Annotated in this window: 20 protein-coding genes; 16 read left to right on the top strand and 4 right to left on the bottom strand. The window is 71.8% G+C overall.

The genetic code is table 11. The features are described 5' to 3' along the window. Nucleotides 1–2: 2 nt before the first annotated feature. Both cysD and cysC read right to left on the bottom strand, forming a co-directional pair. Nucleotides 3–890 (bottom strand): sulfate adenylyltransferase subunit CysD, encoded by an 888-nt coding sequence (gene cysD, locus WBN91_RS30480; RefSeq protein WP_337724271.1) that lies wholly within the window; start codon nucleotides 888–890, stop codon nucleotides 3–5. Continuing rightward, the gene (gene cysC, locus WBN91_RS30475; protein WP_337724270.1) at nucleotides 887–1,411 is read right to left on the bottom strand and encodes an adenylyl-sulfate kinase; all 525 of its coding nucleotides are present in this window, start codon (nucleotides 1,409–1,411) and stop codon (nucleotides 887–889) included. Before cysC ends, cysD begins: the two co-directional genes overlap by 4 nt. 300 nt (nucleotides 1,412–1,711) lie before the next feature. Here cysC and WBN91_RS30470 point away from each other — a divergent pair, with 300 nt between their 5' ends. From WBN91_RS30470 to WBN91_RS30425, 10 genes are all read left to right on the top strand, one after another. Beyond that, a complete protein-coding gene (locus tag WBN91_RS30470) occupies nucleotides 1,712–2,848 on the top strand; it encodes a Glu/Leu/Phe/Val dehydrogenase dimerization domain-containing protein (RefSeq protein ID WP_337724269.1) in 1,137 nt (378 codons plus the stop codon). After that, nucleotides 2,845–3,780, top strand: a complete 936-nt coding sequence (locus tag WBN91_RS30465; protein ID WP_337724268.1) for an NAD(P)-dependent oxidoreductase — start codon at nucleotides 2,845–2,847, stop codon at nucleotides 3,778–3,780. The genes WBN91_RS30470 and WBN91_RS30465 overlap by 4 nt, the downstream gene beginning before the upstream one ends. Beyond that, the gene (locus WBN91_RS30460; RefSeq protein WP_337724267.1) at nucleotides 3,777–4,883 is read left to right on the top strand and encodes a sulfotransferase family protein; all 1,107 of its coding nucleotides are present in this window, start codon (nucleotides 3,777–3,779) and stop codon (nucleotides 4,881–4,883) included. Before WBN91_RS30465 ends, WBN91_RS30460 begins: the two co-directional genes overlap by 4 nt. Nucleotides 4,884–4,899: 16 nt before the next feature. After that, the gene (locus WBN91_RS30455; protein WP_337724266.1) at nucleotides 4,900–6,111 is read left to right on the top strand and encodes an ABC transporter substrate-binding protein; all 1,212 of its coding nucleotides are present in this window, start codon (nucleotides 4,900–4,902) and stop codon (nucleotides 6,109–6,111) included. Continuing rightward, nucleotides 6,111–7,664 (top strand): thiamine pyrophosphate-dependent enzyme, encoded by a 1,554-nt coding sequence (locus WBN91_RS30450; RefSeq protein ID WP_337724265.1) that lies wholly within the window; start codon nucleotides 6,111–6,113, stop codon nucleotides 7,662–7,664. Before WBN91_RS30455 ends, WBN91_RS30450 begins: the two co-directional genes overlap by 1 nt. 6 nt (nucleotides 7,665–7,670) lie before the next feature. Then, on the top strand, nucleotides 7,671–9,101 hold the full coding sequence (locus WBN91_RS30445) for an FAD-binding oxidoreductase (protein WP_337724264.1): 1,431 nt from the start codon (nucleotides 7,671–7,673) through the stop codon (nucleotides 9,099–9,101). Continuing rightward, complete coding sequence (locus WBN91_RS30440) at nucleotides 9,065–10,342, top strand: APC family permease (protein WP_337724263.1); 1,278 nt, start codon at nucleotides 9,065–9,067, stop codon at nucleotides 10,340–10,342. The genes WBN91_RS30445 and WBN91_RS30440 overlap by 37 nt, the downstream gene beginning before the upstream one ends. Before the next feature lie 19 nt (nucleotides 10,343–10,361). Further along, complete coding sequence (locus tag WBN91_RS30435) at nucleotides 10,362–11,441, top strand: pyridoxal phosphate-dependent aminotransferase (RefSeq protein WP_337724277.1); 1,080 nt, start codon at nucleotides 10,362–10,364, stop codon at nucleotides 11,439–11,441. Between the two features lie 94 nt (nucleotides 11,442–11,535). Further along, nucleotides 11,536–11,727 carry a hypothetical protein gene (locus WBN91_RS30430; RefSeq protein ID WP_337724262.1) on the top strand — a complete coding sequence of 64 codons (192 nt, stop codon included), beginning with the start codon at nucleotides 11,536–11,538 and terminating at the stop codon, nucleotides 11,725–11,727. Between the two features lie 55 nt (nucleotides 11,728–11,782). Continuing rightward, the gene (locus WBN91_RS30425) at nucleotides 11,783–12,355 is read left to right on the top strand and encodes a YbhB/YbcL family Raf kinase inhibitor-like protein (protein ID WP_337724261.1); all 573 of its coding nucleotides are present in this window, start codon (nucleotides 11,783–11,785) and stop codon (nucleotides 12,353–12,355) included. 232 nt (nucleotides 12,356–12,587) lie between these two features. Here the strand turns inward: WBN91_RS30425 and WBN91_RS30420 are convergent, their stop codons facing one another. Beyond that, nucleotides 12,588–12,986: a VOC family protein gene (locus tag WBN91_RS30420; RefSeq protein WP_337724260.1), complete on the bottom strand. Its 399-nt coding sequence runs from the start codon at nucleotides 12,984–12,986 to the stop codon at nucleotides 12,588–12,590. 132 nt (nucleotides 12,987–13,118) lie between these two features. Between WBN91_RS30420 and WBN91_RS30415 the strand changes: the two genes are divergently transcribed. From WBN91_RS30415 to WBN91_RS30390, 6 genes are all read left to right on the top strand, one after another. Continuing rightward, nucleotides 13,119–13,823 carry a TetR/AcrR family transcriptional regulator gene (locus WBN91_RS30415; RefSeq protein WP_337724259.1) on the top strand — a complete coding sequence of 235 codons (705 nt, stop codon included), beginning with the start codon at nucleotides 13,119–13,121 and terminating at the stop codon, nucleotides 13,821–13,823. A gap of 856 nt (nucleotides 13,824–14,679) precedes the next feature. Then, on the top strand, nucleotides 14,680–15,240 hold the full coding sequence (locus WBN91_RS30410) for a PadR family transcriptional regulator (RefSeq protein WP_337724258.1): 561 nt from the start codon (nucleotides 14,680–14,682) through the stop codon (nucleotides 15,238–15,240). Then, nucleotides 15,237–17,252, top strand: coding sequence for an NADPH-dependent 2,4-dienoyl-CoA reductase (locus WBN91_RS30405; protein WP_337724257.1), 2,016 nt, complete (start codon nucleotides 15,237–15,239; stop codon nucleotides 17,250–17,252). Before WBN91_RS30410 ends, WBN91_RS30405 begins: the two co-directional genes overlap by 4 nt. A 14-nt stretch (nucleotides 17,253–17,266) precedes the next feature. Beyond that, the gene (locus WBN91_RS30400; RefSeq protein WP_337724256.1) at nucleotides 17,267–17,656 is read left to right on the top strand and encodes a nuclear transport factor 2 family protein; all 390 of its coding nucleotides are present in this window, start codon (nucleotides 17,267–17,269) and stop codon (nucleotides 17,654–17,656) included. A 15-nt stretch (nucleotides 17,657–17,671) separates the two neighbouring features. Further along, nucleotides 17,672–19,237, top strand: a complete 1,566-nt coding sequence (locus WBN91_RS30395; protein WP_337724255.1) for a hypothetical protein — start codon at nucleotides 17,672–17,674, stop codon at nucleotides 19,235–19,237. Between the two features lie 47 nt (nucleotides 19,238–19,284). Next, the gene (locus WBN91_RS30390) at nucleotides 19,285–19,875 is read left to right on the top strand and encodes an HD domain-containing protein (protein WP_337724254.1); all 591 of its coding nucleotides are present in this window, start codon (nucleotides 19,285–19,287) and stop codon (nucleotides 19,873–19,875) included. Between the two features lie 3 nt (nucleotides 19,876–19,878). Here WBN91_RS30390 and sigC read toward each other — a convergent pair whose 3' ends face one another. Further along, nucleotides 19,879–20,430, bottom strand: coding sequence for an RNA polymerase sigma factor SigC (sigC, locus tag WBN91_RS30385; protein WP_337724253.1), 552 nt, complete (start codon nucleotides 20,428–20,430; stop codon nucleotides 19,879–19,881). Between the last annotated feature and the right edge of the window lie 1,109 nt (nucleotides 20,431–21,539).

Genomic DNA, 21,539 nt, shown 5'->3' with positions numbered 1-21,539 from the left:
GGTCAGAAGTAGCCCTCCCGCTTGCGGTCCTCCATCGCGGCCTCCGACAACCGGTCGTCGGCCCTGGTCGCACCGCGCTCGGTCAACCGCGATGCCGCGACCTCCGCGATCACCGTCGCGATGTCCGCCGCGTCCGACTCCACGGCGCCCGTGCAGGAACCGTCGCCCACGGTCCGGTACCGGACCGTCTTGGTCACCAACTGCTCGCCGTCCCGCGGGCCGCCCCACGGACCTTCGGCCAGCCACATGCCATCGCGCAGGAAGACCTTGCGCTCGTGGGCGTAGTAGATCGACGGCAGCTCCACGCCTTCGCGTTCGATGTACCGCCACACGTCCAGTTCGGTCCAGTTGGACAGCGGGAACACCCGGACGTGCTCGCCCGGCCGGTGCCTCCCGTTGTAGAGGTTCCACAGCTCCGGGCGCTGCCGGCGCGGCTCCCACTGGCCGAAGGCGTTGCGCAGGCTGAAGATCCGCTCCTTCGCCCGTGCCCGCTCCTCGTCCCGACGTCCGCCGCCGAACACCGCGTCGAACTTGTGCGAGGTGATCGCGTCCAGCAGGGGCACGGTCTGCAACGGGTTGCGGGTGCCGTCGGGGCGCTCCGCCAGCCGACCGTCGTCGATGTAGTCCTGCACCCGGGCCACCTCCAGCCGCAGGCCGTACTTCTCGACCACCCGGTCGCGGAACTCGATGACCTCGTCGAAGTTGTGGCCGGTGTCCACGTGCAGCAGCGGGAAGGGCACGGGCGCGGGCCAGAACGCCTTCACCGCCAGGTGCAGCAGCAGCGTCGAGTCCTTGCCGCCGGAGAACAGGATCACCGGCCGGTCGAACTCCCCCGCGACCTCGCGGAAGACGTGGATCGCCTCGGATTCCAGGCGCTCGGCGGCTTTCATCGGGCGGTGCCGTCGAGCAGGGCCACCATGCGTTCGACGCACGTTTCGACGGACAGCTCATCCGTACGGAGGTGCAACTCCGGCTGGATGGGGGTCTCGTACGGGTCGTCGAAACCGGTCAAGCCGGTGATCTCACCCCTTTTTGCACGCGCATACAAACCCTTCACATCGCGCGTGGCGCACACCTCGGGCGCGGCGTCGACAAAAACTTCGAGATACCGCAGACCGTGCTCCTCGTGATCCTTTCGAACGGCCTCGCGGGCGGCCCGGTAAGGCGCGATCACGGGGGTGATCACAATAGCGCCGTGACCGGCCAGCAGGCGGGCGACCAGACCCGTGCGGCGGACGTTCTCGGCACGGTCGTCCTTGCTGAAGCCCAGCTCGGGGAACAGTTGGCGGCGCACGACGTCCCCGTCCAGCACCTCGACCGGGTGCGTGCCGGCCAGCCGCGCGGCCAACGCGGCGGCCAGCGTCGACTTACCGGAACTGGGCAATCCGGTCAACCAGATCGTGGCACCCACAAAGTCCCCCTTCGTATTCCCGAAGCACGGCCGGAAAACCAGCCGAGAACATCGTCCGCAAAGCGCAGGCAGTGGTCTCGGTAAACGGCGACCCGAGGCTAGAGCAGCCTGTCAAGGGGTGTCCACAGGCTGGGCACGTCACCCTTTCGGCGGTAGAGGAGGCTCGGAGCCCGATGCTCTGATGAGCGCGGCGCCTGGGGGCCCCGGAATCCATTCACTTACCGCCGCAATAACGCTGTTGCGGCGGCGCGGAAGCACGCCCTGCCCAATTCGCACACCCAAATCTTGGGGGAACGCCACATGAGCCTGTTGCACGCGGACGCCACGCACGCCTCGTCGCCGCTGTTCTCCACGACGCTGTCCCTGCCCGACTGCGACGCCACCGGCTGGGTGGTGGTCGACAGCATGGTGGACGGACTGGCGATGGGCGGCACGCGCATGACCACGACCGTGGACGAGACCGAGCTCGCCGCGCTCGCCCGCGCCATGACGCACAAGTTAGCGCTGGTGGACCTGCCGATCGGCGGCGCGAAGGCGGGTATCCGCCCCAACGGCCCGGTGCGCGACCGCGAGCACCTGATGCGCACGTTCGGCCGCGTGACCCGCCCGCTGCTGCACGGCGGTGTGTACCTGGGCTGCGACCAGGGCACCACGCACCCCGACAGGGACATGTTCTTCGCCGCCGCCGGCTACGACATCGCCACCCGGCCCGGCGCGACCCGCCTGGACGTGGACTGGGCGGAGTTCTGGCGCACGATGGTCGACATCACCGGGTTCGGCGTGGCCACCGCCGCCCTCGGCGCCATCCGGGCGTCGGGCGCGAAGACACCGCAACGCGTTGTGCTGCAAGGGTTCGGCACGGTCGGGCGCGGTGTGGCGCAGCACTTGGCCGCGCACGGGCACCAGATCGTGGCCGTCGCCGACGTCCTGGGCACGGTGGAGGACCCGGCCGGGCTGCCGGTGGACAAGCTCATCGCGTGCACCAGCACCGACGGCACGATCGACCGGTCGGGCCTGCCGTCCTCGGTGCGCGTGCACGACGGTGACCGGGCGTGGCTGAAGGTCGACGCGGACGTGCTGGTGCTGGCGGCGGGCGCGGACGCCATCGACGAGTCGGTGGTGTCGTCGGTGCGGGCGAAGATCGTCGTCGAGGGCGGCAACATGAGCTGCACCAAGCCCGCGCGGCGGATGCTGGGCGAGGCCGGCATGACCGTGCTGCCCGACGTCGTGGTGAACGTGGGCGGCGCGGCGGTCACCGGGTGCATCATCGCCGGGGTCGCGCCCAACGGGCTCAACGTGCCGCAGATGTCGGCGTGGCTGCGCGACTGGATCGCGGGCAAGATCAACAAGAACTGCGAGCTGATCCAGGAGCTGAGCGCGTCGGGCAGCGCGGAGCCGGTGGCCGAGCTGCTGGCCCAGCGGAACATCGCGTGGTGAGCTGGGACCGGCCGGAAGTCCTGGTCGCGCACTCCAAGATGTGGCCGGAGCTGGTGCCCCGGATCGCCGAGGCGGTCCCGGTGCGCCAGGCCGACGCCATCGCCGACCTCTCCCCGGCCGAGCGGGCCGCGGTCGAGGTCCTGGTGGGCTACCAGTTCCCGCCGGACTGCTTGACGCTGCTGCCCAACATGCGGTGGCTGCACCTGACCGGCACCGGCACCGACCACCTGGCGGCGGCGGGCCTCAAGCCCGGCACGCTGGTGACCAATGCGGCCCGCGTGCCGGTGGAGGCGGTCGCGGAGTACGCGGTGGCCGGGCTCTTCATGCTGCTCAAGGACTTCCCTGAGCTGAGCGCGCGACCGGCCTGGTACACCGGGCGCGCGGTGCTGCTGGACGGGTCGACGGTCCTGGTGCTGGGCGGCGGGCGGATCGGACGGGCGGTGGTGCGGCGGCTGTCCGCGCTGGGGGCCCGGTGCGTCGCGGTGACCCGGACCGGCCGCTCCCCCGTGCCGCTGGCGGTCAAGACGGTGAGCGTCGACGAACTGCCGGCAGTCGCGGGTGAAGTGGACCACGTGGTGGCCTGCCTGCCCGCCACCGAACAACCCTTGGTGGACAAGGCGGTGCTGGGCGCACTGCCGTCGCACGCCGCGTTCGTCAACGTGGGCCGCGCGTCCACAGTGGACGATGAGGCGCTGTACGAGGCCCTGCGGTCCGGCCAGTTGCGGGGCGCGTTCCTCGACGTCCACCGGACCGAGCCGCTGCCCGACGACGACCCGGTGTGGCAGGTGCCCAACCTGGTCGTCTCGCCGCACCGGGCCTTCGCGTTCCCGGGCGAACCCGCCGAGGTCGCCCGGACCTTCCTGGACAACCTCGCCGACCTGCGCGCCGGGCGCACGCCTCGCGACGCCGTGACCCCGCGGGAGGACTCGTGACCCCGAACCCCACCCTGCGACCGGAGCCGATGTTCGACGTCGGCGAGGAGGAGTTCCGCACCTCCGTGCTCGCCGAGGGGCGGCTGCGCGAGGAGGACGTGCCGGTGGTGCTGGGCTCGCTGGAGCGCAGCCGCCAGGTGATCAGGGACGTCGCCAAGGCGCACAACGACCTCAAGCCCGCGCCGATCGACGCGCCCGTGGTCGTCATCGGCATGCTGCGCACCGGGACCACGTTGCTGCACAACCTCCTCGCCCTGCACCCGGCCCTGCACGGCCCGAAGCTGTGGGAGCTGGCCGACCCGGTGGCGGCGGCCGGCGACCCGGAGACCTACCCGGCGGTGCGCGCGGCGGCCCAGGCCTACGTGGACGACTACAACCGCAAGGCCCCGGACCTGGCGAGCATCCACTACCTGCACGCCGACCGGCCCGACGAGTGCCTGCGGCTGGTGGTGAACACCTTCCACAGCATGGTGCTGGAGATGCGCTACCGGGTGCCGTCGTTCGGCGAGTGGCTGCACCGGCAGGACCTGACCGTGCCCTACCAGTGGCACCGCCACCAGCTCGAAGTCCTGATGAGCCGCCGCACCGACAAAGAGCAAAAGCCGCTCACACCGGTCCTGAAGTGCCCGTTCCACACGTGGTACCTGCCCGAGCTGGTCGCGGCCTACCCCAACGCCCGGTTCGTGCACCTGCACCGCGACCCGGCGGAGGCGATCTCGTCCACGGCGAGCCTGTGCCGCGCGGTGCGGGGCGCCCGCAGCGACGACCTCGACCTGCCGGAGATCGGCGCGTTCTGGCGCAGCCGGATCGTGCCGCTGACCGAGAAGCTCGCTGACTCGCGGGACGACCTGGTGGCCGGGCAACCGGTCCTGGACCTGCGCTACCGCGAGCTGGTCACCGACACCGAGGGCACCCTGCGCCGGGTCACCGACTTCCTGGGCCTGCCGATGTCCGACGACTTCGCCACCGCCGTCCAGGACTACCTCGCGCGCAACGGCCAGCGCAGCAAGGGCGTGCACCGCTACAGCACCGACGAGTTCGGCCTGGACGCCGACGAACTGCGCTCCGCCACCTCCGCCTACCGCACCCGTTTCGGCGTCTGAACAGGGAGTCTGCGACATGTCCAGTGAGAACGAGACCCGGGCGCGCGCCCTGGTCGACGCGCACAACCAGACGGTGACCGGCGCGGCCGTGCCGGTGGGCGTCCTGACCCCGCTGAGCCTGCCCGGCGACCCGACCGCCGGTGAACTGGTGGTGCGCGGCGCGGTGCTGGGCGCGCGGTTCGTGGCCGAGCACCCCGGCGACTTCTCCATGCGCCAGATCCGGTTGTTCCTGGAGAACGACCAGGTCACCGCGGACCGGGAGCACATGTCCCGGTCCGCGGCGGGCGGCCTGGCCAAGCTGGTGATGCTGGACCAGGTCAGCGCGGTGGTGGGCCAGTGGCACCTGCGCACCAGCCCGGTCGTGGCGGACCTGGCCGAGAAGTGGGGTGTGCCGACGTTCATCGAGAACGGCCACAACACCATCACCGAGGGCCGCAAGAACCTGTTCCGCACGTACTTCTCCATCGCCGACCGCGCCCCGCTGATGGCGAGCTTCGCCTCCGAGCAGGGCTTCAAGCGGGTCGCGGTGGTCGCGGCGGACACCGTGTTCGGGCAGATGCTGGCCGACACGATCTGCGAGGCGCTGGCCGAGGCGATCCCGGACCTGGAGCTGTTCCGCGAGGACTTCGCCCAGGACGGCGTGCAGGACCTGAAGGCGCCCCTCCAGCGGGCTACCGACTTCGGCCCGGACCTGCTGGTCAACGCCGGTGTCGTGCGCACCAACTACATGATCATCGAGGCGGGCGCGGAGACCGGGCTGCTGCCGAAGGTGCCGATGATGGTGTGCTTCCCGTTCCCCATGCGCTCGGCGGACTACTGGGGCTTCGCCGGTCAGGCGGGCACGGGCGTGGTGTGGCCGGCGACCCGGTTCAGCCCGGAGTGGCCGGGCCTGACGTGGACCGGCCGCTGGTTCGTGGACACCTACTACAACGAGTTCGGCAGCTACCCGCCGGACAACGCGCTCAACTCGTTCACCGACGTGGTGGTCATCGGCCAGGCGGCGGCCCTGGCGGGCGCGCACGACCGGGACGCGCTGCGGCTGGCGCTGGAGACCGGCAGCTTCCGCACCTGGCGGGGACCGGTCCGGTTCACCCACGACCACCACCAGCCGCCGGAGATCGTGCTCATGCACTACCAGGAGGTCGGCGACGCGGCGGACAAGGCCGTCGTGGTGTGGCCGGCCGACCAGGCGACCGGCGAGTTCCAGCACCCCTCGGTGAAGCGCTGATGGTCGTGGACGTGCTGTGCCGGTGGCTCGCGGGCCTCGGCGCGGACGAGGTGTGCACCGTGCCCGGCGAGGCGTTCCTGCCGCTGCTGGCCCGCGCCCGCGCGCACGGCCTGCACACGGTGACCACGCGGCACGAGGGCGGGGCCGGGTTCATGGCGGTCGCGTCGGCGCGGCTGACCGGCAAGCCCGGCGTGGTGGCGGTCAACCGGTCCCCCGGCTCGACCAACGTGTCCATCGCGGTGGACGCGGCGGCGGCCGACCCGACGCCGCTGGTGGTGCTGGTGGGCGACATCCCCACCGGCGCCGACCGGCGCACGGCGTTCCAGGGCGCGGACCTGGCGGGCATGTTCGGCGCGCTGGCCACCACGTTCACCCTGACCGTGGACGGGTTGGCCGAGCAGCTGGCCAAGGCGTCGGAGGTGCTGGCCGGTCCGGTGCCGCAGCCGGTGGTGCTGCTGGTGCCCGAAGACCTGTGGACCGCGGAGGCGCAGGTCGAGGTGCCGCCGCCCGCGCCCGCGCTGGCCGAACCGGACCTGGGCGAGCTGCTGCCGGTGCTGACCGACGCGCGGCGCCCGGTGCTGCTGGCGGGCCGGCTGCTGCGGGACCGGCACACCGACCCGACCGCCGGCGACCTGCTGTCGGTGCTGGCGCAGAAGGCCGGGCTGCCCGTGCTGGTGGGCAACAAGCAGCAGGACCTGCTGGACAACCTGCACCCGAACTACGCCGGCCACCTGCACCTGGGCACACCCCGGCAGGTCCGCGAACGTTTGGCGCAGGCGGATGTGGTGGTGCTGCTGGGCGAGTTCGCCGACGAGGTCCACACCTCCGGCTGGTCCGGGCCGCGCCTGCACGTGGTGGACCAGCAGGCCCCCAGGGACGTCCTGGAGGCCCTGGCCGCCGCCGACTGGCCCGCGCCCGAACCCGAGCGCTCGGCGTGGGTGCGCGGCTGGCACGAGCTGGCCGAGGACCTGGCCGCGCCGAACCCGAAGCCGTTCGAGGACGGCATCGACTTCACCCACGTGGCCGCCGCGCTGGACGCGGACCTCCCGGCCGACGCGGTGATCACGTTCGACGCGGGCAACTTCTCCAGCTGGATCCACCGCTACGTCCACGCCGGCCCCCGGCGGCTCATGCTCGCGCTGGGCAACGGGGCGATGGGGTTCGGGGTGCCGGCGGCGGTCGCGGCGGCGCACCGGTACCCGCGGCGGACCGTGGTCGCGGTGGTCGGCGACGGCGGCCTGCTGATGACCGGCGACGAACTGGCCACCGGGCGGGCGCAGGGCCGCTGCCCGGTCGTCGTGGTCGCCGACAACGGCGGCTACGGCACCATCGACCAGCACGCCCGCCGGCAGTTCCCCGGCACCTACTGCGGCACCAGCCTGCACACACCCAACCTCGTCACCTGGGCCGAGGCGTTCGGGATGCCCGGCGAGACCGTGCGCAGCCCGCGCGAGGTGCCCGGCGCGGTGCGGCGGGCGCTGGCGGCCGGACCCGGTGGCTACCTGCTGCACGTGCGCACCAGCCTGCGCGCGGGGCACGCGAACAAGGAGTAGAACGCGATGGAGCTACGAGTGCGGGTCGAGGACCTGGTGGCCCTGGTGGGCGCGGAGCACGTGCTCACCGAGGACGTCCCCGCCCGCTACACGCAGGACCTGTGGGGCAGCGACCGCGTCGGGCACGCGTCCGTCGTCGTCCGTCCCGGGACCGCTGACGAGGTCGCCGCGGTGTTGAAGCACTGCAACGACCACGACCAGCCCGTGGTGGTGCAGGGCGGCATGACCGGCCTGGTCAGCGGCGCGGTGCCCGGCCCGGAGGAGGTCGTGCTGTCCACCGAGCGGCTGACCGCGGTGTCCCCGGTCGACCTGGCCGGGCGGACCGTCACGGCGGGCGCGGGCGCGACCCTGGCCGACGTGCAGGACCTGGTGGCGCGGCACGGGCTGCTGCTGCCGATCGACCTGGCGTCCAAGGGCAGCGCCACCATCGGCGGGTGCGTGGCCACCAACGCCGGCGGCGTCAACGTGGTCGGGTTCGGCATGACCCGCCAGCACGTGCGGTCGCTGGAGGTCGCGCTGGTCGACGGCACGGTGCTGACCCTGTCCACGCCGCTGGTCAAGGACAACGCGGGCATGGACCTCAAGCAGCTGTTCATCGGCAGCGAGGGCCTGCTGGGCGTGGTCACGTCGGCGACGCTGGGCCTCAAGCCCGGCTCGCTGACCCGCACGGGCGCGTTCTGCGCGGTGTCCGACGTGGACGCGGCCCTGACGCTGCTGACCACGTTGCAGCGCAAGCTGCCCGGCGCGGTGACCGCGTTCGAGGTGATGTGGGAGGACGCCTACCGCACCGTCGAACCCTCCGGCATCCGGCTGCCGCTGCCGTTCGGGCACCCGCTGTACGTGCTGGTGGAGTGCCGGGGCGCGGACCCCGAGGGTGACGCCGAACGCCTGGCGGCGGCCGTGGAGGACTGCGCGGACGTGCTGCTGGACGCCGCCGTGGCCACCAACGCGCAGGAACTGGCGGCGTTCTGGGCCGCGCGGGAGCGGATCCCGGCGGAGATCCTGCGGATGCAGCCGCTGTTCGGGTTCGACGTCAGCGTGCCCGCGGGGTCGCTGGAGAAGTGCCTGGACGACATGCGGGCCGAGCTGCGGTTGTCATGGCCGGCCGTGAAGCTGCTGGTGTTCGGCCACCTCGGTGACGACAACGTGCACATCGCGGTCATCACCGGGGAGACGACCCGGGAGCGGAAACCCGAAGTCGAACACATTGTGTATCGTCTCGTCACCGAAAGTGGTGGTTCGATCTCGGCTGAGCACGGCGTGGGTTTCGAGAAGCGTTCCTATCTCGGCTACACGAGGTCCGCGGAGGAGATCGCCCTCATGGGGCGGCTCAAACAGCTCTTCGACCCCCGCGGGGTGCTCAACCGAGATCGCATGATCCCGTGGGGTGAACGAGGCACATGGCAGAACGAGGCGTCAGCCAGTCCGCAGGGTTAACGAGGCGGCAGGCGATCCCGCTGGCGATCGGGTCGGTGGCGGGGTCGGGGATCCTGTTCCTGCCCTCGGCCGTCTACGCCGAGGCCGGTGGCAACAGCCTGCTGGTCTGGCTGCTGTCGACGGTGGTGTGCCTGCCCATGTTGTTGATGTTCGAGGACATGGTGCGCGCCAACCCCGACGGCGACGGCATCGAGGCGTTCATCCGCGACGGCCTGGGCGCGGTGTTCGGGCGGTGCGTGCCGCTGATGTTCCTGGCGCTGGTCGTGGTCGGCCTGCCGTCGGGGGCGATGGTGGCCGGGCGGTACGTGGCGCAGGCGCTGGGCTCGGGCGCGCTGGTGGCCGTGGTCGCGGCGGCGGCCGTGCTGGTGGCGGCGGTGGCGTCCAACCTGGCCGGGGTGAAGACGTCGGCGCGGGTGCAGAACGCGGGCACGTGGGCGTTGGTGGTGATGGCGGCGGTGCTGATCGTGGCCGCCATCCCGGACGTGTCCGCCGGGCTGCCCGCGGTGACGCCGGACATGTCGTCGCTGGGGGTGCTGCTGCCCGGTGTGGTGCTGGCGTTCTGGGCGTTCGCCGGCTTCGAGAACCTGACCTTCCTGTCGAAGGAGTTCCGGGACCCGCGCAAGGACTTCCTGCCGGTGTCGGCGACGGCGCTGGGCGTGTACGGGGTGTTCACCATCCTGTTGACCGTCGCCATCGCCGTGCGCATCCCGCGCGGCGAGGTGGACGAGGTGACCGGGTTGTTGCAGCTGGCCCGGACCATCGAGCCCCGGCAGCTGGTGGTGCTCGCGGTGACCGTGATCGCGTTCGGCGCGATGGTGCTCAACGCGGTGGCGTGGGTGTGGGGTGTGTCCCGGCTGGTGCAGGGCGCCGGCGCGTCGGGGATCCTGCCGCGCTCGCTGGCGGTTGTTTCGCCCACCGGGGTGCCTCGGCGGGCCATCGCGGTGTTGTCGGCGCTGTTCCTGGTGGTGGGGACGGTGCTGGTGGTGTGGCCGGGTGTCGTGGTGGACGCGGTGGCGACGGCGTCGGCGATCTTCATCGTGCTGTACCTGCTGTCGATCGTGTCCTACGCGCGGGTGCGCGGGTTGACCGTGCGCTCGGTGCTGAACCTGGTGCTGCTGCTGGTGCTGGCCGCGAGCCTGGTCCAGTCCGGGTGGCGGTCGCTGTACGCGGTGGTGGTGCTGGCGGTCGCGCTGACCGTGCAGGTGGTGCGGAGCCGGCGGGGTTCCCAGACGGAGAGGTAGGTGTACGGCCGTGGAGTCGATGTTCGTGCGCATCCCGGCGCTGGCCGCCCGGCACGGCGCGATCAACCTGGCGCAGGGCGTCTTCGACCACGGCCCACCGGCCGAGCTGTTGGCGGCGTTGGCCGTCGTGTCGGCGGACCCCGGCGTGCACCAGTACATGCCGAGCGCGGGCGTTCTCGCGTTGCGCGAGGCGGTGGCGTCGGGGTACTCGGCCGAGACGGAGGTGACCATCACCGCCGGGGCGACGGAGGCGTTGCACTGCACTATGGCGGCGTTGCTGTCGTCCGGCGACGAGGCTTTGGTGGTGGAGCCCGCTTACGAGCAGTACGCGCCGGCGATCGTGGCCGCCGGTGGGGTGCCCGTGCCTGTGCGGTTGACCTCTTTGGACGGGTCGTTCGCTTCGCTTTTGGCGGGAGCCGTCACTGCGCGGACTCGGGTGGTCGTGGTGAACAGCCCGTGGAACCCGTTGGGGCGGGTGTTGACCGACGACGAGTGGGACGCGTTGGCGGAGTTGGCTTCGTCGCGCGGGATCGTGGTGGTGTCGGACGAGACGTACGAGCGGTTGTTGACCTCGCCGCCGCGCGGGGTGTTGGACGTGATCGGTGATCCCGAGCTGCGGGTGAAGATCTCGTCGGTGTCGAAGTCCTTGGCGGCCACCGGGTGGCGGGTCGGGTGGGCCATCGCCGGGCCGGGGTTGACGCGGCGGATCCGGGCGGTGCACCAGTTCGTCACGTTCTGCCCGGCCGTGCCGTTGCAGGTGGCGGCGGCGTCGGTGCTGGGGTCGTCCACTGTGGATGGTGTGACCGGCGGGGTCGCTTCCGGTTTGCACGAGCGGGCCGGGTGGTTCGCGGACGCGTTGAACGACATCGGCATCGCGACCAAGCCGGCCGCGTCCCCGTTCTACCTGGTGGCCGATGTGGGGGAACCGGCGTCGGCCTGGTGCGACCGGATGGTGCTCGACGGCGGCGTGGCCGCGCTGCCGTTGTCGGTGTTCTACTCCGCGCCGGTGCCGGAGGTGGATCGGATGGTGCGGTTCGCGGTGTGCAAGCGCCGGGAGACCCTGGAGGAAGCCGCCACCCGCCTGGCCGCCCGCCACTAGCCGCCGGCGGCACCCTCCCTCGATCTGGTGGGCGTGGCACTCCTGGTGATGGGAGTGGCGTTCCTGGTGGGCGTGCTGGGGGTTCGTGCCCGGGGTGACGCGGGGGGACCTGGCGTTCGCGGGGCCGCACACCGGGGCGCTGCTGTTCGGCGTGTTCGCGGTGTCCGTGCCGCACAACCGGCTGCACTTCGCGGGCGGCGTGGGCATGGTGCCGCTGGGCGTGGCGACGACGGCCTTCGAGCGCCGGCGCGGGCAGTACCCGGGGCGTGAGCAGCAAGGGGTGTAGGACCGGGCGCGATGGGTAGGCCTCGGGGGTGGACGAACGGGAGGAGTGACGACCCATGCCCAACCCCGACACCCACGACTACGAGGGGGCACTGGACGTCCGGCTCGCCTACCCGCCCAACGCGGCGGGCGAACGCGCGGCCGGACCGCGCGGCGGCGGAGGCGGCGCGGAGGACGACGGCGGCCTGCACGCCCGCAGCGCGGCGTTCAGCGGCCACACCCTGTTCCCGGCCCGGTTCTCCTACGACGGGGGGAACACGTCCCCGCCGTTGCAGTGGGACGACGTGCCGCCGGGGACGAGGGAGGTGGTCGTCCTGTGCGAGGACCCGGACGCTCCCGGTGGCACCTTCACGCACTGGGTGGTCACCGGCGTCCCGGCCGACGTGAACTCCTTCGCCGAGGGCTCCGTGCCGCAGGGCGCGAAGGTCGGCCGCAACGGCTTCGGCGAGCCCGGGTGGGGCGGTCCGCGTCCCCCGGTGGGCGACGAGCCGCACCGGTACTTCTTCCGCGTGTTCGCCGTGGACCGGCCGGTGGAGCTGCGCGAGGAGGCGACGGCGGAGGACGTGCACGCGGCGGTGCGCGGTCACGTGCTGGCCAAGGGCACCCTGGTGGGCCTCTTCGGCCGGTGATCGTTTTCGACGTCGACTCCCGGCCGGGCGGCTGAACCCGGCCGGCCGGCAGCCGACGTGCGAGGACGGCGGGCGTTCCACCTCGGGGAACCGCCCGCCGTCCTCGCACGCTCACATGCCCACGTCATATGTCACGCCACATGCCGGCATCAGATGTCACACCACATGACCGGCCCAGATGACGCCATCATTCGACCAGCCGGATGACGGCGTCATCTGGCGTCATCTGGCGTCACTCGGCGGCGGCGGGGTCCATCCAGAAGATCTCCCACTGGTGGCCGTCGAGGTCGGTGAAGCCGCGGCCGTACATGAAGCCGTGGTCCTGGGTGTCCCCGTCCCGGCCGCCCGCCGCGACCGCCTTGTCCACCAGCGCGTCCACCTCGTCCCGGCTGCCGACACTCAGGGCGACGACGGCTTCGGCGGTGGTGGTCGCGTCGGCGACCTCGCGCTTGCTGGTGGTCTTGAAGAACTCGTGGCTGAGCAGCATCGCGTAGACGTCGTCGCCGAAGACGATGCAGGTGGCTTCCTCGCCGGTGAACTTCGGGTTGTGCTTGAAGCCGATCGCCTCGAAGAAGGCGATGGACTTGGCCTGGTCGGCGATCGGCAGGTTGACGAACATCTTCACGGACATGCGGAGCTACCCCCATCGGTACCCCGGGACACTGGTGTGTCCCTTGGAAACTTGTGTGTCCGGCGGACACGGGGTGTACGGTAGACACAGATCGACAACGGGCGCAAGCCCCGAATTTCGAAGGTGGCGCGAGTGGCGGAGAACGTGGACTTGTTGTGGGAGCCGCGCGACCGGGGCGGCCGGCCGCAACGCCTCGCGCTCACGGTGGACCGCATCGCCGCCGCCGCCATCGAGGTCGCCGACAGCGAGGGCATGGCGGCCGTGTCGATGCAGAACGTGGCCGCGCGCCTGGACGTCACGAAGATGGCGCTCTACCGGCACGTGGCCAGCAAGGCGGACCTGGTGGCCGTGATGATCGAGTCGGCGGTAGGCGACCCGCCAAACCTCATGACCGTCCCCGGCGACTGGCGCACCCGCCTGACCCGCTGGGCGGACCTGATGCGCGAAACCTGGCGCCGCCACCCCTGGCTACCGGCCGCGACCACAGGCGAACGCCCCACCGGCCCCCGCGAGGTCGGCTGGACCGAGTCGGCCGTAGCCGCCCTATCCGACACCGGCCTCACAGGCGGCGAACGCATGGACGCCGTCTTCCTGCTCAGCGGCCACATCCGCAACACCCAATCCTCAGCCACCGCCGGCACCCAACCCTGGACCACGGACAAAAACCTCCGAGAAGTCCTCCACCGCCACCGCGACCGCTTCCCGGCCTTGTTCGAGGCCGCCACGGAGGCCCACGCAGCCACCCCCACCGACAACGGCTGGACCTTCGGCCTAACCCGAATCCTCGACGGCCTATCCACCCTCATCACCACCCGCCACCACCCCAACCAGCCCTAGCCCTCCACCCTCAGCCCCGACCCTCAGCCCCGACACCACCCGGCCCGAACCGGCCAGCGCCCCACGGCGACCACCCACCTCGCCGCGGCGGCCCACGCAGGCCGGGCAGCCCCACGCAGGCCGGGCAGCCCCACGCAGGCCGGGCAGCCCCACGCAGGCCGGGCAGCCCCACGCAGGCCGCGCTGGCCCGCCACCGCAGCTCGGGCACGCTCGCACCCGACCCGCTGCCGCAGCCTGCGCACGGCCGCACCCGACCCGCCGCCGGCAGCCCGCCCGCCGGGCCGCCCCGGGCCGCCCCGCCTCGCCCCGCCCCGCCTCGCCCCGCCTCGCATGCCCACCCACCCCCGGCACTGCGCGCCGTCACCCGGCGCCGCTCGCCGCCAGCCCTCGATCCCACCGACAGCCCCGCCGCCAACCCTCCACCCCGCCGCCAGCCCGCGCACCGCTCGCCACCGGCCCCAGCCCTCGCCCCCAAGCGCTGCCGCCAGCCCACCCGGCCTCAGCCCGCGCCCCACCGCCAACGCCGCTCGCCGCCAGCCCCCGCCCCGCCGGCCCGCGCCGCTCGCCGCCAGCCTCAGCGCCGCGGCCAGCCCTCGCTCCCGGCACTGCCAGCCGCCAGCCCCAACCCCGCTCGCCACCGACCCCAGGCGTCGCCCCCCAGCGCCGCCGCCAGCCCCAGCGCCGCCGCCGGCCCTCGCCCCCGCCCGCCTCCGCCCCACACCCTCCCCGTCTCCCGCGCTCCTTCCTCACAACACGGGACGCGCGAGTCGGCGGAAGGTCGCGGATCCTGTCATTCACACTTTTGGGGTATGCAACTAGTTGCACAGCACGCCGGTGCACATTACCGTCCAGTAGCATGGCGTTGGAGCACGCGATCCTCGTGTCGCTGGACGAGCGACCCGGCACCGGCTACGAGCTGGCCCGCCGGTTCGACAAGTCCATCGGCTTCTTCTGGGCCGCCACCCACCAGCAGATCTACCGCACCCTCAAGCGCATGGACGAGCTGCACTGGGTGACCGCCGAAGAAGTCCCCCAGGACGGCCGCCCCGACAAGAAGGTCTACCGCGTCGACGATGGCGGGCGGCAAGAGCTTCGGCGGTGGCTGGAAGAAGCCGGCGAACCGGCGACCATCCGGCACGACCTCTCCGTCAAGGTCCGCGGCGCCTCCCTCGGTGATCCGGGCAAGGTCGCCGACGAGGTCGCCCGGCACCGGGACCAGCACGCCGAACGTCTCGACGTGTTCCGCGCCATCGAGAAGAAGGACTTCCCCGACCCGTCCGCCCTGCACGGACGGCGGCTGCACCAGTACCTCGTCCTGCGCGGCGGCATCCGGGCCGAGCAGGCGCTGGTCGAGTGGTGCGACGAGGTCCTGGCAGCCATGCGAACGGACATGCGAGAGGACGGCGGCGCGCGATGACCGACTACCCCACCCTGCTCAGCCCCCTGGACCTCGGGTTCACCACCCTGCCCAACCGGGTGCTGATGGGGTCCATGCACACCGGCATGGAGGACCGCGCCAAGGACTTCCCCGCCCTGGCCGAGTACTTCGCCGAGCGCGCCCGCGGCGGGGTCGGGTTGATGGTCACCGGCGGCTTCTCCCCCAACCGCGCGGGCTGGTTCTACCCGTTCTCCTCCAAGCTCTCCACCACGAGAGAAGCGCACAACCACCGGATCATCACCGACAAGGTCCACGACGCCGGCGGCAAGATCGCGATCCAGCTCCTGCACGCGGGCCGCTACGCCTACCACCCGCTGTCGGTGTCGGCCTCCGCGATCAAGGCCCCGATCTCGAAGTTCCGGCCCCGAGCCCTCACCGAACGCGGCATCCGGAGCCAGATCGACGCCTTCGCCCGCAGCACCGCCCTGGCCCGCGAAGCCGGCTACGACGGCGTCGAGATCATGGGCTCCGAGGGCTACTTCATCAACCAGTTCCTCGCCCCGCGCACCAACAAGCGCACCGACCGCTGGGGCGGCACGCCGGAGAACCGCCGCCGCATCGCCGTCGAGATCGTGCGCCGCTGCCGCGAGGCCGTCGGCCCGGACTTCATCATCATCTACCGGCTCTCCATGCTCGACCTGGTCGAGGACGGCCAGACCTGGGACGAAGTGGTGCAGCTCGGCCAGGAGGTCGAACGGGCCGGCGCGACGATCATCAACACCGGGATCGGCTGGCACGAGGCCCGCGTGCCCACCATCGTCACGTCGGTGCCGCGCGCGGCGTTCGCGGGTGTCACGGCCCGGCTCAAGCCGCACGTGTCCATCCCGGTCGTCACGTCGAACCGGATCAACATGCCGCAGGTCGCCGAGGAGGTCCTCGCGCGCGGCGACGCGGACATGGTGTCGATGGCGCGGCCGTTCCTGGCCGACCCGGAGTGGGTGCGCAAGGCCGAGTCGGGGCGCGCGGACGAGATCAACACGTGCATCGCGTGCAACCAGGCCTGCCTGGACCACACCTTCGCCCTGAAGAAGGCCTCCTGCATGGTCAACCCGCGCGCGGGCCGGGAAACCACGCTCACGCTCCTGCCTACGCGGAAGACCAAGCGGGTCGCGGTGGTGGGCGCGGGGCCGGCGGGGCTGGCGACCGCGGTCGCGCTGGCCGAGCGCGGGCACGACGTGGAGTTGTTCGAGGCCGAGGACGACATCGGCGGTCAGTTCGCGATCGCCCGGCGCATCCCCGGCAAGGAGGAGTTCGCGGAGACGATCCGCTACTACCGCCGCCGCGTCGAGCTGACCGGTGTGAAGCTGCACCTGGGCACGCGTGCCTCGGTGGACGACCTGACCGGGTTCGACGAGGTCGTGGTGGCGACCGGTGTCGCGCCGCGGGTGCCCGCGATCCCGGGCGTCGAGCACGCGTTGTCCTATGTCGACGTGGTGCGCAACGGCGCGCCCGTGGGGCAGAAGGTGGCCGTGATCGGCGCGGGCGGCATCGGGGTGGACGTCAGCGAGTTCCTCACCCACGCCACCTCCCCCGCCCTGGACCTGGACGAATGGCGGGCCGAGTGGGGTGTGGGCGACCCGGCGCAGACCCGCGGCGGAGTCGTGCCGCCCAAGCCCACCGAGCCCGCGCGGCAGGTGTTCCTGTTGCAGCGCAAGGAGTCCCGCATCGGCAAGGGGCTGGGCAAGACGACCGGCTGGGTGCACCGGGCGGCGTTGCAGGCCAAGCGGGTCGAGCAGCTGACCGGCGTGAACTACGAGCGCATCGAGCCGGGCGCGCTGCACATCTCGTTCGGGCCGAAGCGGGAACGGCCGCGCGTGCTGGAGGTGGACACCGTCGTGGTGTGCGCGGGGCAGGAGTCCGTGCGCGACCTGGTCGACGGGCTCACCGAGCGCGGTGTGGTCACGCACGTGATCGGCGGCGCGGACGTCGCCGCCGAGTTGGACGCCAAGCGCGCCATCGACCAGGGCACCCGCCTCGCGGCGACGATCTAGACGGGAGACCACGCATGAACGCGGCTGAACAGTTCCGCAAGGCGATCGAGGCCGGGGACTTCGCGGGTGCCACCGCGTTGTTCGCCGACGACATCACGTTCCACAGCCCGGTGAAGTTCCGGCCGTTCGAGGGCGTCGAGGTGGTGCGGGCGCTGTTCGGCGTCCTCCAACGCACCTTCCAGGACTTCGAGTACGTCGGCCAGTACGACGGCGGGCCGGACGGGCACGTGCTGCGGTTCCGGACCGTCGTCGACGGCAAGCAGGTCGACGGCATCGACCTGATCCAGCTCGACGACGACGGCCGGATCGGCACGTTCACCGTGATGATCAGGCCGTTGTCGGCGCTGACGACCCTCGGCGAGGCCATCTACGCGGGGCTGGTGGCGGACGGGGTCGTGTCGTAACGCAGGATTTGGGGCATGAGCCGACCCTTCACCGCCGAGCACCTGCGACGGTGGGAGGCGCCCGCCGTGCCGGTCTGGGTGTACCGGGGTGTGCTGGTGGTCGGGTGGTGCGTGGCGTTCGGGTACGCCGTGTCCATCCCGGTCACCTGCACACCCGCCTCGCCGTGCCTGCCCGACCCGGGTTTCTCGGTGGCCGCGGCGTTGGTGCTGGTGACGCCGGTGCTGCTGTGGCGCGAACCCGTGCTGGGGTGCTGCGTCGGGGCGTTGTTCGGGCTGCTGGAGGTGGCCTTCGAGTCCCACGACGGGATCCGGCTGGCGTTCCTGCTGCACGGGGTGGCGTGCGCGGTGGTCGCGTTGTGGCTGGTCGAGGCGCGGCGGGCGCAGCACCGGGTGTTCGGCGAGGTCAGCACGGTGGTGACGGTGTCGCGCCCGACGCCGCCGCGGTTCACCGGGCGGTCGCTGGTGGCCGGGCTGATGCTCGTGGTCGGGCTGCTCGCGTTCGTGCGGTACACGGTGGTGGCCTCCACGCTGGCCGACCACGAGACGGCGGCGGTCGAGGTGAACGCGCGGGTGGTCGCGGTCGAGGACTACGCGGTGAAGGTGGCGCTGCCCTCGGGTGAGCGCAGCTTCTCCGTGCTGTCGCCCGGGTCGTACGGGGTGGGCCGGTCGGTGCCCGTGCTGACCGACGGGGACTGGGCGGAGCTGGTGTCCGAGCCCGAGGACGTGACCTTCCCTCTCACCGTCATGGCCGTGGCGCTGGGGATGGCGGCGTTCCTGCGCCTGCGCGACATCTCCGCACGCCGGGCGGCCGACCGCGTGCTCCACGGTCCCGCACCCGCCGTCGAGGTCCTGGTCCGGGCCGACATGCGGGGCCGAGCCGTCCTGCACACGATCGACGGTCGCCCGTTCGGGTCGATGCCGGTGTCCACGCGGATCGAGGACGAGCGGATGCTCGCGGTCGGCGACCTGAGCCACGGCGGCTGGGTCGTGCTGGTGACCCCGGACCAGGCCGTCCTCCCCACCCGTCCCCTGCGCCCACACCGCCGCGTGCTGCCGAACCCCGACGACCTCGGCGAGGAGCTGCTGGGCGTGGCCCTGGAGGTCCCGCCCCTGCCGATGCCCGTGGCCCCGGCGGACCGCGACCGCCGAGCCGGCCTCTGGCTCTTCCTGGCCGCGGTCGCCCTAACCGTCGGTGCCGGCTTCCTCGACGGTCCGGCGGTCATCACCGTCCTGTGGACGGCAGGCACGTGCGCCGTGGCCGGCTGGCTGCGCGGCAGGCCGTCAGCGGTCTTCCACCACGACCACGCGGCCATCCGATCGTGGCTGCGGACCTACCGGGTCCCGTGGTCGGAGATCACGTCCATCCGCCGTGTCGACAACCGACTGGTCCTGGAACTCGAGTCCGGCACAAGGTTCACCCTCGCCCCGAGCCACCGGGACGTCGCCGAACTGGGCGCCATCGCCCGCCGGTTGCACGACCTGTCCCCCCACGGCGGCGAGGTGACCCACCGGCTCGGCGGCGCCTTGCCCGTCGCGGGGTGGTTCCTGCTCGTGGCCGGCGCGATCTTGTGGCTGACGTGACGCCTTTTGCCTGGGGGGCCGGGTCTTGAGCGCCTAGGCTCTGGCGCGTGGACTTCTTCACCGGACCCGACACGAGGGCGGCACAGGCGGCGGTCGAGGTGTGCACCGAGTTCGCCGAACCCTGGCTGCGCAACCACTCGCTGCGGGCCTACTCGTGGGCCGTCGCGTACGGGGCTTCCGCCGGCATCACCGACTACGACGACGAACTGCTCTACGTAGCCGCGCTCATGCACGACCTCGCCCTGACGCCGTTCTTCGACAGCCACCGGATCGCGTTCGAGGAGGCCGGCGGGCGGCTGGCCAAGGTCTTCGCCGCCGGTGCCGGCTGGGACAGCGCGCGACGGGAGCGGTTGAACGAGGTGATCGTGCTGCACATGCGGGACGACGTGCCACCCGAGCAGGACGTCGAGAGCCACCTGTTGCAGATCGCGGTCAGCGCGGACGTGTCCGGGCGGCGGCTGGAGTTGTTCACGCCCGAGTTCACCGAGGAGCTGCTGGGCCGCTACCCGCGCCTCGGTTTCGCCGAGAAGTTCCTGGACCAGGCCCGCGACCAGGCCACCCGCAAGCCCGACTGCGCCGCCGCCGACCTGATGCGCTCCGGATGGCCCGACCGAGTCCTGAACAACAAGCTGGACTGACACTCACCCGGTCCGCTCGGCGTTCTCCGCCCGCATCAGATCCTCACGAGCACGAGCCACCCGCGACCGCACGGTCCCGACCGGACACCCGCAGATCTCCGCGACCTCGGCGTAGGACAGCCCCAGGACCTGCGTCAACAGCAACGCTTCCCGACGTTCCGGGGCCAACCCGGCCAACAGGACGTTCAACTCCACAACGTCCTCGAACCCCGTCGCGGACGGCCGCGCGTCGGACGCCTGATGCACGTCGACCGCCCACGCAATAGCCGGACGAGCCCCAGCAGCCCGCAGGTGGTCGACAACCGTGCGCCGAGCGATCGACAACAACCAGGTCCGCGCAGACGACCGCCCTTCGAACGAAGGCAAGGTCCGCAACGCCCGCAGGTAGACCTCCTGAGTGAGGTCGTCGGCCCGCCCAGGATCGGTGAGATGGGCGACCAACCGCCACACATCCCGCTGGGTGGCCCGAACGAACCGCTCCAACGCCCCCCGATCACCCGCACCGGCCGCCAACGCCAGGGCCGTCACCGCGTCGTCGTCGCGTTTGATCGACACCTCCCCGAGGCTATCCCACGTCCAAATACCGGGAACTCAGGCGTCCCCACAGCCGACAATGTGGGTGTGGACTGCGAGACCTGCCGGGAGGCGTTGTCGGCACAACTGGACGGCGAGGAGGAACCAACACCGGACACCGACGCACACCTGTCAACCTGCCCCGCGTGCCAGTCGTGGTCCGAACAGGCCACCGCCCTGACACGCACCCTGCGCCTGCGCCCAGCCGTCCCGGTCCCCGACCTGACGGACGAGATCCTCGCGGCAGTGCCCCCTAGAACACGCGGCTGGTACCCGAGACTCGGCCTGGCCGGGGTCGCCGTGGCGCAACTGACCTTGGGCCTGTCACAACTGCTGGGCGTACAGACCCCTCACGAGACAGGACACTTGTTCAACGAGAGCACCGCGTGGAACCTGGCCTTGGGCCTGGGTCTGCTGTGGACGGCCCTGAGGCCACGAGCGGCGGCGGGGATGCTGCCGGTGATGGCGGGTTTCGTGGCGGTGGTCGGCGTCTACTCGTTCGCAGACCTGGCCGGCGGGGCTGTGTCGATCGAACGGGTGACATCGCACGGAATCCTGGTAGTGGGCTTGGTACTGCTACTCCTGGTACACCGAGGCCGCCACACCCCAGACGACGACCAAGCCAGGACCCCAGGCACCACCCCAACCCTGCCAGACTCCCCCACCACCACCCCCAACCCGTCCCCACACCCCCACCCACGCCGCCGCCCACACCTACGCCCAGTCGGCCGCCGCCACGCCGCCTAACTCCGCCAGCCCACCCGAGCGTCGCCCGCCCCCACGCCGCAGCCTCACCCTGAGATCCCACGCTGCGGCCCCACCCTTGCCGCCTCACCCTGCGGCCACCTGCGGCACCCTCCTGCGGCGAGTCGTGGCCTCCGGCCCCCGTCTCCATTGTCCCACCGAGGTCTGACATTTTGAGGGGCGCACGGAGCTAAGACCACGCGCATGAATCCACCCCTGTCCTGCCCTCGCGCCCGCAGGGCGCTCGAAGTAGCTCGCGCAGCAAACCACCCTCCTGGGCTTCTTCCGTCATCCCCGTATGGCCTGCCCGAAGGGCTACCACAGATTTCCCCGGGTGCAGCCGAAAG

The sequence above is a fragment of the Saccharothrix sp. CCNWYY140 genome (assembly GCF_037401995.1).
GTDB lineage: Bacteria > Actinomycetota > Actinomycetes > Mycobacteriales > Pseudonocardiaceae > Actinosynnema.
The sequence above is the reverse complement of the archived record's forward strand: the minus strand, read 5'-3'. Positions and strand labels throughout refer to the sequence as shown.